Source organism: Mesorhizobium sp. M7A.F.Ca.MR.362.00.0.0 (genome assembly GCF_004023175.1).
GTDB lineage: Bacteria > Pseudomonadota > Alphaproteobacteria > Rhizobiales > Rhizobiaceae > Mesorhizobium.
The window spans coordinates 1-15,111 of record NZ_RZTF01000133.1; the positions used below are offsets into that span (position 1 = coordinate 1).

Below are 15,111 nucleotides of genomic sequence, written 5' to 3' on the forward strand. Positions count from 1 at the left end.
GAGCCGCTGATCGAGGCCTGTGCCGGCCTGTTGGACGAAAACGATCCCGAAACCTGCATCCGCAAGGAGGCGGAGGAAGAACTCGGCTACCGGCTGCAGAACGTCGAGCGGCTGTTTTCGCCCTATATGAGCCCCGGCAGCGTCACCGAACGTCTCTGGTTCTTCATCGCCCGCTATTCACCCGCCGACCGCATCTCGGCCGGCGGCGGCGCGCAAGAAGAGGGCGAGGACATCGAGGTTCTGGAAATGCCGCTCGACGAGGCGCTGGCCGGCATCGCCGATGGCCGGATCATCGACGCCAAGACCATTATCCTGATCCAGCATCTAAAGCTCAACCCGATCGCCGCCTGAACGGCGCCGGTCCTCCTTAGCCAAGGCTTCGGGAGGACACTCCTTCATCTATTCGGGTGGCCCGCCACCCGAAGCTCGAAGAGCGAAGGGTGGTGCGGATGAAGGGACTCGAACCCCCACGCCTTTCGGCACTGGAACCTAAATCAGGTGATGGGCGTGACGCGGTTCTGATTTTATTGGGAAATTCTCCCTGGTGTCCACAAGTCCGGGCACAGCTTGGGCACACCGGGCACACTTTCGGGCACAGTCTTGCCAGTGTGTCCGGGGTTCGGTACACGGAGCACCGAAGCGCGTGTGGTGGAACTGGTAGACACAGCAGGTTTAGGTCCTGCCGCCGCAAGGTTTGGGGGTTCGAGTCCCTTCACGCGCACCACTTCAATCTGGCGACTTTAGCGCGTGGATGTAGCGTGGCGCGAGCGGTCCAACCAAACGGAGGTACTCTGCCTCGGCCCGGCCATAGGACCCATCAGCCAACCGAACAAGACCAGTTCGGTCGACAATGACAACCTCTCCGCGATTTGACCGGATCAAGCCCTGCCCTTCCAAAATTTGGAGCGCGATGGTCACGCCGGGCCGCCTGACACCGAGCATGATCGATAAGAACTCGTGTGTGATCGACAAGCGATTCCCTTCGACGCGATCATCGCACATCACCAGCCATCGCGAGAGCCGATCTACGATGTTCATGCGAGCATTCGCCAGAGCGGTGAAGCTTGCCTGGAGGTGAAAATAGTGGACGTATCGGAGCAGGAAAGTGCGCAGGGTTGGGCTCGTCAAAAGCGCCTTGGTGAAGGTGCTTGCATCGATACCAAAGGCTCGGGCTTCCAATTGGACGTAACAATCATGTGGCGATCGGTCATCGCCCATCACAAGGGCTGAGCCGGACATGCCCTCGCAACCAATGATTCCGATCTCAGCTTCGATGCCGGGCCGCAACTCGCCCACCACTGATCCAAGGCCGCTCTCGAAGAAGTACACGGTTTTGATCGGTGAGCCCGCCACTTCGAGATGCGCCTTCAGCCCAAGGGAGACGCTCGCCAAATGAGGTTGCAGCAATGCCAAGTCTGCCGAGCACATACGGATCAGCAACTCATTGCGGTAGATGGAGTTTTGGGGGCGATTATGGGCGGTGTGTGGCTGCGCTGCCACATAGGTCTGTGAACTGGAGCTTGTCATAGCTGCCTCCCAGTTGGGGCGGAAGCATGATGATCGCTCACAGCCGACGGACGCCCTTTCAGTTGCCGCCGATAGCGCATCCTAGGCCTGCTGCGCTTGGATGTCCCGGAATTTATTGATTGCTTTCACCTGCGCGAGCCAAGGTTTTGCGCGCCCGCATCAGCGAGGCAGTCAAATGCTCTAGAAACTCGTCGTCTCTTTCCGTAGATAAGCCGACTTGCCGACTGCGAGTTACAATGCGCTCCTGGAGTGAAACCGCTGTCTCGTAGTGGTCCACGATCAGTTGATACGAAGCCTTCACAGGCGCGGACGGAAGGGGCTGTGCCATGGTACAAAACATAGTTCTATGGCGATGAGAGGCAACCCTGGGCCCGGGCCTGGGTAACAAACGTACCAATGTGCACACCGGCGAGCCGGAGGCCGTGTCGATGTCCCTTGTTGACGCATCCTCACGCCTTCACCCCCACGACGGAGGACCAGAAGCCCACCTTCAGGAATGGAGATTGGCGGCTGAAGGTCCCGTCCGGCAGCACATGCCACCAGCGGTAGCCGAGCGCCGTGTACCAGAGCTTGACGATCTGCCCACCGTTCGGCCCGAGGACGTCGGTGGCGGCCCAGCGGAGCGCCGTTCTCTGGCACCACGAGCGCTTATGGTAGGTGCCGAGCTGGTAGAAGGCGTTGCCGAGCGCAGGACTGCCCTCGAATTGGGCGATCTTGGCGCGGGCCTTTCGGTACTCGGCGAAGCGAGCGCCGACATCGGACATGAAGGTGGCCCCGGCGATGCCAGCGGCGATGTTGTCCCAAATACCCATGTCGATGAGACCCGGCGAGGGACAGGCGGCGAGGCCGAAGGACAGGCCGGCGAGGGCGAGCGGTGGCCAGACCGCGAGGAGGCCATGGAGGATGCGTTTCATGCGACTGGTTCCTTTCTCGGGACAAAAAAAGCCCCGGCGGTCAGCCAGGGCGAACAGGTCAGAAGGCGGAAGGTGGAAGTTAGGTGGTGCGTTTGGTCCGGGAGGCCACGCCGAGGCCGAGACCGATGCCAAAGAGGGCACCCCAAAGGTCAGCCCCCGGCACCCGGAGGATCGTGAGTAAGAGAATGGCGATGATGCCGGCGGCGAGGCCGATGGCTACAGATTTCATGGGTCACTCCCTGCTGTGCGGAAGAACCCAATTAGCGTGAGGCGAGATACACCACAAGATAGAACCACGCGATGCCGCAGAGGGACACGACGCCGACGTAGGTGAGGTATCTCCTCATCCCTGCGCCACGACTAGGAAGCGGATTTGGTCAGCCTCCTCCTGGTTGCGGACCCTGCGGGGTTTTTTGTCGCTGCCTCGAAATTCCCAAATGGTCAGCCAGTTGTCGTCCGAGTAGAACACACGACCGCCGAGCATTTCGAGGCGCTCCCTCACGCCGCTTTCTCCAGCAATGCCACGATGTCATCCAGACCGTTCGGCCTGATCTGCATGTAGCGGAGCGTGGTGGTCAGCTCTGTGTGCCCCATCCACGTCATCACGCGTTTGATGTCGACACCGGCATTGATCAGCCGAGTGCAGCACGTATGGCGCAGCGTGTGGGGCGTCACGTCATGGAGCCCTGTCGTGGACCTCATGGTGGCCCAGCGACCCTTCATGGTGTCCTTCGACCCGCCCGTGAAGGGACCCTCTCGGTTGTGTAGGGTCTTCTGCCTTCGGGTGAGCGTCTCGCGGACCCTCCGGGTGAGCGGGATGGTGCGCGGCTTGTTGGTCTTGGTGTGCCAGAAGGTGACCGAGGTGAACCCCTTAGCGAAAGCGTCCCACCGGGCGTCCATGGCTTCCGAGTAGCAGCGGGCTCCGGTGTCGATCAGGAACTCCGTGAGGTCGCGGAGGTCTTGGTCCCCGGCGGCTACCCAGTAGGCGAGCATAGCCCGCTCCTCCAGCTCGTCCACGAAGCGGAACTTGGTCTGCTCCTCCTTCGAGAACCGGATGCGGGGCATCTTGACGATGACCCCGGCGTCGATGGCGACGTGTAGCATCTTCGACAGGGCCGCGCACTTGCGGTTGATGGTCGAGTGCGACAGGCCCCGGTCGGCCAGATCGGCCCTCATTTCGGCGATGTCAGCGGAGCCGATGTCGGCCACAGGTTTCTTCTCGCCGAAGTGCTCGACCACTGTCTTCGCGTTCAGGACGGCGGTCGCTTCTGACTTCATGCCGGCCCAGTGGGTGCGCTTGACGTGCTCGAACAGGGAGCCAAGGAGGGCGAGGTCGCGGTTACCGACCTTGCCGGTTGCTACGGGAGGGAGGGCTCGTCCTTCCTGCACGGCGAGGTTCGCCGCGCCTTCCCAAGCCACCGCCTGGGCCTCTGTGTCGAATGCAGGGCGGTGACGTTTACCGTTCGCGTCGGTGACGCTTGCCTGCCATTTGTTACCTCGCTTCCTTGCCATTGTCGGGTGTCTCCAGATGCAAGAACTTCGAAATCTTCTCGGCCAGCGAGACGCCTCGACGGGTCGGTGCTGCGAGTTGTGCCCGACCGTCAAAGGGGTCCGTTACCGTCGTTATTAGGTCGAGGCCGGGCTTGGCGGCGGCTCGGTGATCGGCGCGATATTCGCCGCCCGACAGAGCCAGAATGTTCCTCGAAAGGGCTGACCGAGAAAGTCCCGTGACCGGGAGTAAATCGGCAACTTTTTTGCCCGGAGAGGCGGCGATGAGTAGGTAGACAAGGAGTTGAGAGAGTTCCATTTGAGCGTCGAACGTTCGGAACTCCTCAACCACCCTGATCAGGTTCCTGATGTCTCGCTTGTAGTCGTCGGCTTCGGCGTACATGTGTGTCCCTCTCGCAATGCTGCGTCTGAAATCGCCCCTCAATCGTTTTGAGTAAGTGGGAGCAGTCGCAGCTTGAGGGGCCTTTTACGCTGCTTTTGCGATGATAACAGGGGTTAGGTCGTTTAATTTTCCTAATGCCATGACGAACGGCGTCTGCACCATATGGCTCTCGGTCTGGTGTCCGTCAGCCACGGCTCTAAGCGTAGTGGCTATGAACTCCAAGGCAAGGGTGAGTTCTCTAATACAGTAACCCGCTGCTTGGACGGTGGCGGGATTGGCTACAACGGACAGGCTCATTTAGTTCGACTTCCTCGTGTAATGCAAGAGAGCAGGAATGTCCCGTGGACGGGATGGTTAACTCTCTTACTTCCCAAAATACCCTTACGTCCATCACTAAATATTTAGGGATGAAACATAAGGCCCAATTTGTCGCACCCCCACGGTGCGCTACCGCTTTCGCCGCACGAAAAGCCATCGGAAGTACCAGTTCCACAGGAGGGCGCCGATGCCGACCACGCCTGTGGCACTCATGAAGCCGTAGCCGAGCAGGAGGACCGTGGATTTACCCATCGTCGTCACCCTCCAGGCGGGCTGCTGGTGTGATAGGAATATACTCCTCCTCCCTTATGTCGGTCAATAAGTTCTGCTTACTTTTTGAGTTGTGCTTGCATTTTCTGCTGCCACTCCCTGACAAGAAAGAGCCGGCACGCAGTCCGGGGGTTCGTTGGCGATCTGGTTGCGCTCGATCACCTCGGGCGGCGGGTTTGGATTGGCTCCGTCGATCTGTGCGCCAAGCTCGCATAGACCATTCAGGAGGTCCGCGAGGTCGTCTCTGCCACCGATCCGCAGCGTGAAGGTGGCCGAAGGTGGCAGACCGAGCGCCTTACGGTGGGCCTCGGCATCGTTCTTCATGGTGAACCAGCGGCGCTGGACGTTGTAGACGATCATGCTGCCTCCCTATAGGTGACTGGGGCCGCCGGCAGGTCACCCCACCGGTCAGCCATGGCGTTGGCGATCCCGTCGAAGAACTTGGACCTCTCGGCCCACCTAGCGGGGCCTGGAGGTGCGCTGTGGACGCGCTGCGCCGGCTTGGCGCCATCAGGCAGACAGAGGGCCGCACGGCATTCGTCCCACGTCCTGTAGGTCGGCGTGAGGGCCGGCAGACCGCGCAACCAGAGACAGGTGCGCTTGCTCTCTGGGTCTCCGTACTCCCATGGTTGAACGGTCTGTGCGAACTCCCGGTAGTTTCGAATGCGCTGCTTGCCGTGGGTGTGCATAATCGGATTCTCGATGGCTACCCGCTCGATAGGGGCGTTCCAGAGGTCCGAGAACAGGGCCGCGCCTTCGTCCAGCTTTCGCCACATGAAGGCCAGCCGCTCGACTTGGCTCATGGTCGCGTAGGCGGCAATCTCCGTGGCCGAGTAGTGCTCGGCGGTCAGTCGGCCGGGAGGCTCGGACAGCCAGCGGACCCCGGAATTACAGAGCCGGGTGCAGGGCGGGTGTGCCACCATGAGGAGGTCCCACCCAAGGTGGAGGAAGTCCCGAACGTCGCCGACGCGGTGCTTGTTGGATCGATCGGCAGCGGGCAGTAGGTCGCAAGACCAAGCGTCGTGCCCACGGGCGGCGAAGGCGCGGCGAACAGTGCCGTTGAACTCGCAGCCGATGAGTACGCGGAGAGGGCGGTCAGCCTGTCTTCTCATACGCCCCTCCGCATGGCGGCGCAGGTGCGCGGGATGAAGTACGGGAACGGGCGCTCGTCGGGAGCGCAGCGAGAGCTGGCATCGCCAAGACTGTCGAAGACCCGCGCTTGGTAGCTGTTGACGTGGTAGCCTTTGACGCCCGCCCGCCGGTCAGAGACCGAGGCGAACATTCCATTGCCTGTGTTGCGGATTATCCAACGGGTGCTCATGCTGCATCGCTCCAAGGTGCGCGGTGGTGGTTGTTGAGGGAGAGTGTGTCGTCGTCGTCGTCGCGGTCATCGAACAGGCCGCCGTAGTAGGATGAGATTTCAGCCTTCAGGTGCCCAACGTCCCAGCCCTGGGCCTCCAGAATGTCGGCCACGATGTCCGGGTACTGCTTGATCAGTCCCTCCAAGGTGTGGCCGCTGGAGAGTGACGTGGAGGAGCGGTAGCGGCTCGATCCGCTGAAGCTATGGAAGCCGCCCCTGTAGTCGTCGTACGGGCCACTTTGCGGGTCCCGCTTGATGGCCAGCGTGGAGAAATCCGCGGTGATGAGGGTGTCCCGGAGACCGAGCAGGAAATGAACGTCCTGCCGCTCGCTGCGGGTGTGCTGGTTGAAGTAGCCGACCGAAATGTTGGTGCACTCCGGGATGAGTCCGGCGTACTCATTCGTGTCGGTGTAGGTGCCGCTGTCGTCCGGCCTGTACTTGCCGCCAAGGATCGAGGCGAGAGACCGGGCGAAGGCGTCCGAGGCAGTTCGACCCGCCGACTGGTGAGTGATCACGTCTTCGTAGCCGCGCCGGTCGAAGGCAATGGCGGCCTTGATCCCGTCCACGAACTTGGCGTCGTGCTGGACCAGATTGGAAGATCCGATGCAGCCGCGCTCCTCGGCGTGGTGGATGATGTAGAGGCCCTCGACCCCGGCCTTAACCATCTCGGTCATGAGCCAGACCCCAGCGGTGTCGTCCCCCCCGAGGCACGAGGAGGCACCTTTCTTCGCCCGTTTGGAGAGCGTCAGGATGCCGTTCCGGTAGTCGAGGGTCTGCGTCCCGGAGACGTAGTGAACCGTGTCCATGTGGGATGACCACAGGATCGACGGCTTGTCGCCGATCTGGAGCACGAGGTTGCTGAAGTCGTCCCTTTTGAAGCCGAGAGGCGTCAGGAACTTGTCGACAAAGGCCGCCTCCGCGGCGGACCCGGAGGGCCGCATATAGGAGAACATGTCAAGGATAGTGTTTTCGTCGGCTGATAAGGCCATCGTTAGGTCTCCTAATGGTGCGTTGAGGTGGGCTTAGGCTGCGAGGGCCAGGTCGAGTTCGAGCTGCTGCGGATGGTCGATGCGGCCGATTTCGACTGCGCCGTCCTTCCAGTCCCAAAACTGCTGGGTCAGGTTGCGGGTGGCTTCCCAAGCGAAGACCCGGCCATCGTCCAGCTCGCAGCACTCGTCGTTGTCGAACCACTCCTCCGAGAACTCGCAGAGGAAGGCGTGCTCGTCGGCGTAGCTCTGGACGTAGGTGTCGCCGTCAGCGAGCGTCACGTAGTCGAAGTTGCTGGTCGGATACCAAAGCTGGGTGCCGTCGCAGTAAAACACGCCGCTGCTGTACCGTTCGGTGGCGCGGCGACTGATGCTGTAGCCGTCTGGCGAAGCGACCATGGTGTCGACATGGAACACCTCATCAATGATGCTACAGGTGAAGTAGCTGTCGCAGTAGCAGCTCTCACACACCGATATGCCTGAGCCGGAGACGTAGTAACTGTCGCCCTCGTCCATCCGCGACCCACAGTCTTCGCAGCGGCACCTGTCGGGGTTCTCCGAGTTGGTTCCGTTGGTGTACTGCATGTAGATGTCGCCACGACCAAGGATGAGGTGAGTTCCGTCGTCTCTGGCGTAGTCCCCAATGTCGCAGTAGGGGACCGTGTAGATATCCCCGTCGTAGAAGCGGCGCAGGCGGGCACCTACGAAGTCATCGTCGTCGCCTTCACGGTAGCCGGCAGCTTCCAGAGCGGAGCCCATGGTGGTAGTCACCATAAATCCGCCCGAAGATTTTCTTATCCGGCCAGACCACGCACCGGGCCGAGGCGTTGTCGGTCGACCCGAGATAGGCGACCCCGAGGTCAGGTCCAGCATAAACGCGGGCAGGGTGGCACTCGCCGCTAAACTCGTCCGCGCTCTTGGACATGCAGGAGTTGGGGCCGTTCTCATAGATGTCCTGCACCTCGTCGGCGTCCTGGGTGACCTTCAGTTCGGCAGGCTTGAAGAACGACTGCCACGCGAGGCCCTGTTCCTGAATGAACTCCTCCGAGAGGACATCGCCGAAATACTTCTTCAGGTACTTCCCCGGCTTGATCGGCGTCAGCACTCCGGCCTTCCGCTTCTGCGGCGTCTGGTAGTAGGCCACTAGCCCCGGAAACTTGGTCGAGAAGCGCGGCATGTGCTCGGCCCAGCGTCCAATGTGCTCGCGGAACCACGGTTGGGCGTGCCAAGGCGAAAAGGAAGAGGAGAGGTGGTTGATGACCGCGTCGTAGGGATCGTCGCCGTCATCAAGAGCGACGAAATGGAGGTCTCCCCCGGCGTAACCCTGGGTGAGACTGGTGTAATCCTCGACCCCATCGACAAGCAGGACGCTCGCACTGTCCACCGCGCCACAATAGCGCCCCGAGACGCACACCAGCACATACCGGCGGTAGCGCTGGCCGCCGCCATAGTAGCCATCCCACTCGGCAGGCACGAAGCCCACTTCCGGGTCGGTCTTGGTCACCCTATCGTTGACCCGAACGACACCCTTCGGCAGTTCAGGTTCTCTATCGTGGGCTTCAGGAGCCTCGTCAGCACATTTCTTGCACATGTCAGTTTCTCCGATTGTCCCGTTAACGGGTTGATATGGTCAAAGCGATCCGACCGGGTGACCGGCGGCGTTCAGCAGCGCGACCCGGAAGCCGCGTTCAATGTGGCCCGTGTCGTCGTCCCGTAGGGTGGCCGGAATGACCTTGAATTGGTTGACGGAGCGCCTAGCCCTAAACCCAGCCCGTTCGGCACTCTCGCGGCTGATGAAAAGCGTGATCCGGTCTGCCATGTTAGCGGCTCTTATTGGCCCGTTACCGGGACTATCTGGACAAAAGAGTGACGATGGTGAGGACGACGAATGCGACCCCGGCGATTGGCATGAGCAGGAGCAAGGCCCTATCGGTCCGTTCTCTTGCCGCTGCGGCCCGCGCTGCCCGTTGCTTGCGCTCGATATCCACGGCGACGAGGCGTTGCACCCCGGCGAGATACTGCGGCAAGGGCAGGCGGTCCGCTTCCCATTCTCTGCGAAGCTTGTTCAGTGCTATGGTGTCGTTCATGGTTGCTTTCCCATTGGTTTAAGTCATCCGCTAGTGTTCTGCCGTGGTCCCCTATGTGAGCCGGGACAGGACTGACACACTATCAGCGCAATGGCTTGGTGCGTTTAATCTGACAGTGTTCGCGACGTCATCGGGCTTACTAGCAGATGACTTAAAGCAATGGTCGGACCGGGAAGCGTCATTGCTCCCCGGCCCGTTATTGTTTGCCTAGTTTGCTTTTGATTTGCCGCTAGTGAGACGTGCTGTCTCTAACCTAGTCCCCGGTTCACCGTTCAACGCTTTGTCTTGCGTATCCCGTCCGGTTCCCTTCATGCCCTGAAGGCACTCTGGCGGCCACGTGGCATCCCCTACGTCTCACGCTACCCTTCGCCCGTATCCGTTCCCAGAAACACCGCCCTAAAGCGGCTTTGGCTATCTCTCACGCAAGTCCCGTGTATTGGACCCACTCCAGTGTTTGGTAAGGTGCGCGGCAAATCGCCTTCCCCGCGCTATCGGCTCCTCACGGTCTCTGACACCGTGGCTCTGGATACTATGGCCGGACATTGCTTAAGGTGTCGCCTTTGGCTCACTTATCGGGCGGAAGCCTCGCCCCGGTTCGATCTCGTTTGTGTTTCCTTCCGTGTCCGTTTCTGTGATCCGAATATGGCCCGGCAACGGGACAAATAGCAAGCGGAAAATATGGGCTTTTGGCAAAAATACATCTAAAGCACTGATTCCGTTGCGAAAAAAAATACAGATGGCCTAGTGATTATGCCGTTAACGGGCTATTTGTGCGCCTATCGTGCCACCATTGGGGCTCTATCGGGTGCCTGATTTGGCTTGCCGTGCGGTGTCCCGGATCATGGCCCGTGCGGTGGCTATCGTGGCGCTAGGGTTGCGCACCCGGTATCGCGGTATCCATTGGTGACTGGGTATCCGATCGATACTGAAACAGATAGTCTCTGACAGACACGTAATAGCATAACGCTTGAATGAGATAGATCGGGCCATCAGTGCCACGTTTGGCCGCCCATTGGTTACCATATCCAGCGCCAAGCCTTGCGCCGTAAGGGTTTGAGCGTGGATTGTGCCCGCATGTGTGCCCTAGGGTGCTCGGGCAGAACTGGCACGGGCACTCGCGCGTAAGAGACGAGGGGGCACGGGGGGTCGCGCGGTTCATCAACTGTCGAGTTCGACCCCTCGGATTTTTCCGTCAGTTTGAAACGAGCCTCAACGAAGCGTTGAAAGAGTCTGGAGCAATTCGTCTTCGTCCGTGATCCCGTTCCGGAAAGCGGAGATGATCTCAAGAGCGAGGGAATCCCTCTCGTCGCCGTCCTTGGCTAGAAAGCGCTTGTCGCAGAGTTTGTCGAAGACCCGCTGGAGTAGGTCGACTTCGGCGGGCTGAAAAGCTCCGCTGTAACGATGTAGCGACATCTGTGCCGACCCCTCTTACGCGGCCGCATACTAATGGCGCGTGGCTATCAGGCAAGTTCAAATCCCCGTTACGTCACTACAGGGCCACTTCAGGGTCTACATGATTGGAGGAGGAGGGAGGGAGAGCTGTGCTCGATCCCCTAAGAGGCACTGCCGTGTGCCTGGAGGTGCCCTATCGGGTCACATGTAACGCCCCCTATCGGGGCACATTCAACGCCCCCTAAAGGGCCACATCAAACGCCCCTAAAAGAGGCCCCATAGGGACCCCCTCTAGCGACTGGAGGAGACATGCAGGTACAGCCCCTATAACACTATAGTGCAACCGGAGGGGCCTTTCCTGAAGTGTGTCGTAATCAACCCATACCGTAGAACATGGCCTTAGCCTCTGCTCTCTCCCTCTCTTGTGCGGAGGGTCCCTTACGGGCAGGGCCGGCCTTGGAGTAGCCCTTGGGGCTCCCGCCGAGGACATGGGCCATGAAGACCTTCAACTCCCGGTCGAGGGCTTCCTGTCTTGCTTGGTCCGCTGCCTTCTCCACGTCACGGGACATGACGGAGGTCCAGTAGTGGACAGCCAGGGCGAGGGCGTCGAGCCTGTCGTCCTTCACGATGGCACCGCGCTCACGGGTGATGCGCGTCATCTGGTAGAACAGCCTGTAGCGGTTCCTGTGCTCGGGCTGGTAGCTCTCGGTGGACTGGTAGTCCCGCTCGATGAGCTGGCGGTCGACCACGAGGCGGTGGCCGTTCAGGACCGGCTCCAGCGTGTCCACGATCCTCTGTTCCTTCTGACCCTTGGACCGTTCGGTCTCACTGATCTTGCAGGGGTGGATGCGGGCCATGACGGGGGCCAGGATTTTATTGAACATGCCGTCGCCGAAGTTGGGCTCGATGACGACCTCGTTGACGCCATACTCCTTGGCTTTCATCGCCAGAGCTTCGAGGGTTGGATCCTCGTAGCCGCCAGTGAAGCCTCCAGCATCCAGCAGGAACAGCCGGCCCATGAGCGTGGCCACGATGGCGTAGCCCGTCTCGTCGCCACCACGACCGCTAGGATCGATAGCCATGACGATTCCGGTGTAGGGCTTCCAGTCCTCCTTGGAGACCATGAAGGGCCTGTAGAAGCGATCCCCGTCGAACCCTACGGTGGGCACGTCGTTGACCACGTTGGCGTTGTCTAGGCCCCATGCGAGCTGGATAGGGGCGCTCTTGGGATCGAGGTCCATCACCATCAAGTCCCGGAGCTTGAGCGGGTAGCGGTCCGCGTCGGCCAGTGAGGTGTCCAGCATGAACTGGAGAGCGAAGCCGGCAGCGCCGTACTCCGCGAAGTTCTCCATCAGCTTCTCCTCGTTGAAGCGGGTGCATACAGGCTTGCCTACGAGGTCCTTGGAGCCCTTCAGGTCTCGGAGGAGGTAGGAGGCCAGACGTGTGCCGTAACGAGCCTGCTGGGCCGCTGTGGGGTAACGGGAGGGGATGATGCGTATCTCATAGCCGCGCTCGGGCAGGGCGTTGTAAATCGACTGCTCTGTCTGCGGGGTGCCGAGGTAGATGATCTTCGGATCGTGCTTCATGAAGACCGGATCGAAGGGCTTCAGGATAGCGGCAAACTCCTTCGTCAGTTCCTTGAGCTTGTCGCGCATGGCCTGCGTTGCGGAGTTGTTGGTGACCTCGATGTCGTCGGCGATGATCACGTCAGCGCGGGAGCCGGTGAGCTGGCCGGTGATGCCGACCGACTTGACCGAGGGGCTGTCGTCAGCCGTGGCCGGACCCACGTCGAAGGCGATCTTCGAGTTGCGCTGGTCGCCTGTGGGCTTCAGGTGTTTGAGGAATGGCACCTCGTTGATGAGGCGCAGGGTGAAGGTGGAGAAGTTGTCGGCGCGGGTCTTGGAGGCCGACACCACCATGATCTTCAGTTGAGGATCGCGGTAGAGGAGCCAGCAGACGTAGGCCGCCGTGACCCAGCTCTTTCCGATCCCCCGGAAGGCCATGATGACCAACTTGGAGGGGCCGTTCTGGAGCCACTCGGCCATCGCGTATTGCGACCGCGTAGGCTCGGGGAGCTTCAGGTGTTTCCAGAGGAGATAGAGGAAGGTCTTGAAGTCGTCCTCAAGGCGCACAGGCGACGAGAGGCTGGTCGAGGAGTTCAGGGCTTGTTTGGTCACTGTTCCCTTCAGGGGAGAGCCAGGACGAGCGCTAGGGGCCGGGGAGGTGGTTGCCTACCCGGTGACCCGAACGCTGCCTGACGGGGCTCCTATTGGAGGTCTGATGCGGTCTGCGAGATGCGCCGCTGGGCCGCCTGAACGAGCTGGTTGAAGCTGTCCTCGGCGTCCTTGTTCGCCTCAATGTCGGCGTCGATGTTGTTGTCCTTCAGGAACTTGACGATGACCGCCCAGTCCTTGGCTTCGCACTCGCCTGCTTCGAGGCGCCTACGCATGTCCTCGGCGATCAGGCCGTGGATGGTTTCGAGGAGCGAGGAGTTCGCCTTGCTCATTTGTCTTTGTCCTTTCGGAGAAGTTCCCGGACCTTGGCGACGATCTGAACGATCAGCCAAAGGGTGCCCAGGAGGGGTGCGATCAGGGCAGCACCGTCAGAGGCCATGTGGAGCCACGGGAGCCACACTGTGCTTGTTACTGCGGAGACCGCGACCGCCGAGGTGGTGTTGTCCACGGTCGTAGTTCCTGCGATGAGAGTGAAGGGGGTCATTTGATTGTCTGCGCGAAGGTCCAGAGGTCATCGACATGTTCGGGGGTGAAGCCGAACTGTGCGCCTAGCTGGATGATGAGGGGGTGGGTGCGGCGGAAGACCGAGGCGGTGGTCCACTCTGTCGTGGCGTCCCAGTCTCCGGCGAGCGCCGCGTCGATGTCCTCGACCATCGCTTTCCCGAGGGTGAGCCTAAGTTGGCGCTGGGTGATGGTCGGCATTGCCTCCCGGAGTTCGTCGGCTGTCGGAGGGGGCGGGGGCACGTAGGCCGCCGCTGTACCCGCCGCAAGATCGTACAAGTCCCTACCAAGCTGCTCGGAGTCCCCAGCAGTGGCGGTGAACGGTATCCACCCGAATGCCGGGTGATTGATCTCCATGTCGATGCCGCCATCGGAGTTATAGGCGGAATTGCGGTATTCCATTATGAAACCCTTTTAGCGAGAAAGAAGCGGCGCTTAACGCTGGCCGAGCCCCCGACGCGCGAGCAGATCATCCAAGTCCCGGCCAAGGCTGTGCCGCCTTTGATCCAGTTACCGGAATTGCCAAAGCCAACGTCGTCGCCGGGATCAGAGGTCACGCTTTCGACCCAGCCGCCCGGTTGCAGCGTTGAACCTGCAACAGTCATGCCCTCGGTGAGTGCTGTGGCCGTGAGGCTGAAAACCAGAGCGTAGGAACCGACCGCGCCGAAGGCCAAGGCCGCGCTGCCTGCGCCGTAATTGATGCTGGCTGGCTGGACGTAGCGGGCGTCGTTCTCGGTCAAGGTGTAGACACGGACGCCGTTGTAGTAGAGGCCCGCCGCCACACCGTTGAGGGACAAGGTTCCACCGGAGGAGATACCGAACGTTCCGGTTCCGAGGTTGGAAAAGGAGAGGTCCCCGTTTGCTCCGGCATTGCGGATGATGCGGGCGTTGTAGTCAGCGCCCGACACTGCCGAGAAGTCGAGGAAAGCCAAACCGTCTGCCGTGCGCCCCGCTCCGATTTCAATCGAAGTCCCGTTCTGAAGGATGACGCTGCCGTTGGTCCCCGCTGGGCCGGACTGAATGTTTCCGGTGGCTGAAAGGGTTCCAGTGATCGACAGAGCGGAGGACTGAATGTAGGTCTTGATCGCCGACTTGAGGGTCGCCCATGTTAGCTTGCCCAGTGCCCAAGACGCGGCAGAGCGGGTGAATCCAATCTCGTCAGCGTCGGCAACAACCTGCACGGTCGCGGCGTGTATCTGGGCCTCAACGGGCGTCACCGACCCGGCAGAGCCGGCGGCAGCGGCGGCACTGGCCGCAGCGGCGGTCCGGTCGAGCCCAGTCTGGACCCTATCGGCAGCGGTCGCCACCTTATCCTGGCCCGTCTGGACCCTATCGGCAGCGGTGGCAGTCTTGTCGAGGCCGGTCTGTACGCGATCGGCAGCGGTTGCCGTCTTGTCGAGCCCCGTTTGCACCCTATCGGCAGCAGTCGCGGTCTTGTCGAGACCCGTCTGTACCCGGTCAGCCGCCGTGGCTACCTTGTCGGCGTCTGCGGCGTTCTTGTACCCAAGGGTGGTGGCTTTATCGGCCGCGACGGTTGCCTTATCCGCGGCGACATCGGACTTGTATCCGGCCACGATCCCCTTGTCGGTCGACACGGTTGAACGGTCGGCAGCAACGTCGGCCTTGTAGCC

21 protein-coding genes, 1 tRNA gene and 1 pseudogene are annotated in these 15,111 nt (G+C 61.0%); 2 read left to right on the top strand and 21 right to left on the bottom strand.

Features of this window, described 5'->3' with window-relative positions:
• Both EOC06_RS17610 and EOC06_RS17615 read left to right on the top strand, forming a co-directional pair.
• The coding region (locus EOC06_RS17610) for an NUDIX domain-containing protein (RefSeq protein ID WP_128308361.1) at positions 1-351 on the top strand (351 nt) is incomplete at its 5' end.
• A gap of 288 nt (positions 352-639) precedes the next feature.
• Positions 640-724 (top strand) — tRNA-Leu (locus EOC06_RS17615).
• A 2-nt stretch (positions 725-726) separates the two neighbouring features.
• On the opposite strand, the gene EOC06_RS17620 is transcribed toward EOC06_RS17615, so the two are convergent.
• The 21 genes and pseudogenes from EOC06_RS17620 to EOC06_RS17710 all read right to left on the bottom strand — a co-directional run.
• Complete coding sequence (locus EOC06_RS17620; RefSeq protein WP_128308362.1) at positions 727-1,527, bottom strand: Crp/Fnr family transcriptional regulator; 801 nt, start codon at positions 1,525-1,527, stop codon at positions 727-729.
• 449 nt (positions 1,528-1,976) lie between these two features.
• A complete protein-coding gene (locus EOC06_RS17625) occupies positions 1,977-2,441 on the bottom strand; it encodes a hypothetical protein (RefSeq protein WP_128308363.1) in 465 nt (154 codons plus the stop codon).
• A gap of 79 nt (positions 2,442-2,520) precedes the next feature.
• Positions 2,521-2,670, bottom strand: a complete 150-nt coding sequence (locus tag EOC06_RS40190) for a hypothetical protein (RefSeq protein WP_164898630.1) — start codon at positions 2,668-2,670, stop codon at positions 2,521-2,523.
• Between the two features lie 114 nt (positions 2,671-2,784).
• The gene (locus EOC06_RS40195) at positions 2,785-2,943 is read right to left on the bottom strand and encodes a hypothetical protein (RefSeq protein WP_164898631.1); all 159 of its coding nucleotides are present in this window, start codon (positions 2,941-2,943) and stop codon (positions 2,785-2,787) included.
• Entirely contained in the window at positions 2,940-3,953 is a 1,014-nt protein-coding gene (locus EOC06_RS17630; protein ID WP_128308364.1) for a site-specific integrase, read from the bottom strand. The genes EOC06_RS40195 and EOC06_RS17630 overlap by 4 nt, the downstream gene beginning before the upstream one ends.
• Complete coding sequence (locus tag EOC06_RS17635) at positions 3,934-4,332, bottom strand: MarR family winged helix-turn-helix transcriptional regulator (protein ID WP_128308365.1); 399 nt, start codon at positions 4,330-4,332, stop codon at positions 3,934-3,936. The genes EOC06_RS17630 and EOC06_RS17635 overlap by 20 nt, the downstream gene beginning before the upstream one ends.
• Before the next feature lie 84 nt (positions 4,333-4,416).
• Positions 4,417-4,629 (bottom strand): hypothetical protein, encoded by a 213-nt coding sequence (locus EOC06_RS17640; RefSeq protein ID WP_128308366.1) that lies wholly within the window; start codon positions 4,627-4,629, stop codon positions 4,417-4,419.
• A 150-nt stretch (positions 4,630-4,779) separates the two neighbouring features.
• Positions 4,780-4,902, bottom strand: coding sequence for a hypothetical protein (locus EOC06_RS44845; protein ID WP_281062086.1), 123 nt, complete (start codon positions 4,900-4,902; stop codon positions 4,780-4,782).
• A gap of 63 nt (positions 4,903-4,965) precedes the next feature.
• The gene (locus EOC06_RS17645; RefSeq protein WP_128308367.1) at positions 4,966-5,280 is read right to left on the bottom strand and encodes a hypothetical protein; all 315 of its coding nucleotides are present in this window, start codon (positions 5,278-5,280) and stop codon (positions 4,966-4,968) included.
• On the bottom strand, positions 5,277-6,032 hold the full coding sequence (locus tag EOC06_RS17650; protein ID WP_128308368.1) for a hypothetical protein: 756 nt from the start codon (positions 6,030-6,032) through the stop codon (positions 5,277-5,279). The genes EOC06_RS17645 and EOC06_RS17650 overlap by 4 nt, the downstream gene beginning before the upstream one ends.
• A complete protein-coding gene (locus tag EOC06_RS17655; protein WP_128308369.1) occupies positions 6,029-6,241 on the bottom strand; it encodes a hypothetical protein in 213 nt (70 codons plus the stop codon). Before EOC06_RS17655 ends, EOC06_RS17650 begins: the two co-directional genes overlap by 4 nt.
• Positions 6,238-7,269 (bottom strand): M28 family peptidase, encoded by a 1,032-nt coding sequence (locus tag EOC06_RS17660; RefSeq protein ID WP_128308370.1) that lies wholly within the window; start codon positions 7,267-7,269, stop codon positions 6,238-6,240. Before EOC06_RS17660 ends, EOC06_RS17655 begins: the two co-directional genes overlap by 4 nt.
• A 33-nt stretch (positions 7,270-7,302) precedes the next feature.
• Entirely contained in the window at positions 7,303-8,025 is a 723-nt protein-coding gene (locus EOC06_RS17665) for a hypothetical protein (RefSeq protein WP_164898632.1), read from the bottom strand.
• Complete coding sequence (locus EOC06_RS17670; RefSeq protein ID WP_128308372.1) at positions 7,991-8,770, bottom strand: hypothetical protein; 780 nt, start codon at positions 8,768-8,770, stop codon at positions 7,991-7,993. The genes EOC06_RS17665 and EOC06_RS17670 overlap by 35 nt, the downstream gene beginning before the upstream one ends.
• 126 nt (positions 8,771-8,896) lie before the next feature.
• Positions 8,897-9,085, bottom strand: a complete 189-nt coding sequence (locus tag EOC06_RS17675; RefSeq protein ID WP_128308373.1) for a hypothetical protein — start codon at positions 9,083-9,085, stop codon at positions 8,897-8,899.
• A 31-nt stretch (positions 9,086-9,116) separates the two neighbouring features.
• Complete coding sequence (locus tag EOC06_RS17680) at positions 9,117-9,353, bottom strand: hypothetical protein (RefSeq protein WP_128308374.1); 237 nt, start codon at positions 9,351-9,353, stop codon at positions 9,117-9,119.
• A 1,766-nt stretch (positions 9,354-11,119) separates the two neighbouring features.
• Positions 11,120-12,922 carry a phage terminase large subunit gene (gene terL / locus EOC06_RS17690; protein ID WP_206631206.1) on the bottom strand — a complete coding sequence of 601 codons (1,803 nt, stop codon included), beginning with the start codon at positions 12,920-12,922 and terminating at the stop codon, positions 11,120-11,122.
• Positions 12,923-13,011: 89 nt separating this feature from the next.
• On the bottom strand, positions 13,012-13,251 hold the full coding sequence (locus EOC06_RS17695; RefSeq protein WP_128308375.1) for a hypothetical protein: 240 nt from the start codon (positions 13,249-13,251) through the stop codon (positions 13,012-13,014).
• Positions 13,248-13,427 (bottom strand): hypothetical protein, encoded by a 180-nt coding sequence (locus EOC06_RS17700; protein WP_127409280.1) that lies wholly within the window; start codon positions 13,425-13,427, stop codon positions 13,248-13,250. Before EOC06_RS17700 ends, EOC06_RS17695 begins: the two co-directional genes overlap by 4 nt.
• Before the next feature lie 32 nt (positions 13,428-13,459).
• Positions 13,460-13,882: a hypothetical protein gene (locus EOC06_RS17705; protein WP_128308376.1), complete on the bottom strand. Its 423-nt coding sequence runs from the start codon at positions 13,880-13,882 to the stop codon at positions 13,460-13,462.
• Positions 13,882-15,111, bottom strand: a pseudogene (locus tag EOC06_RS17710) (hypothetical protein); the annotation flags it as partial. The gene EOC06_RS17705 and the pseudogene EOC06_RS17710, both read right to left, overlap by 1 nt.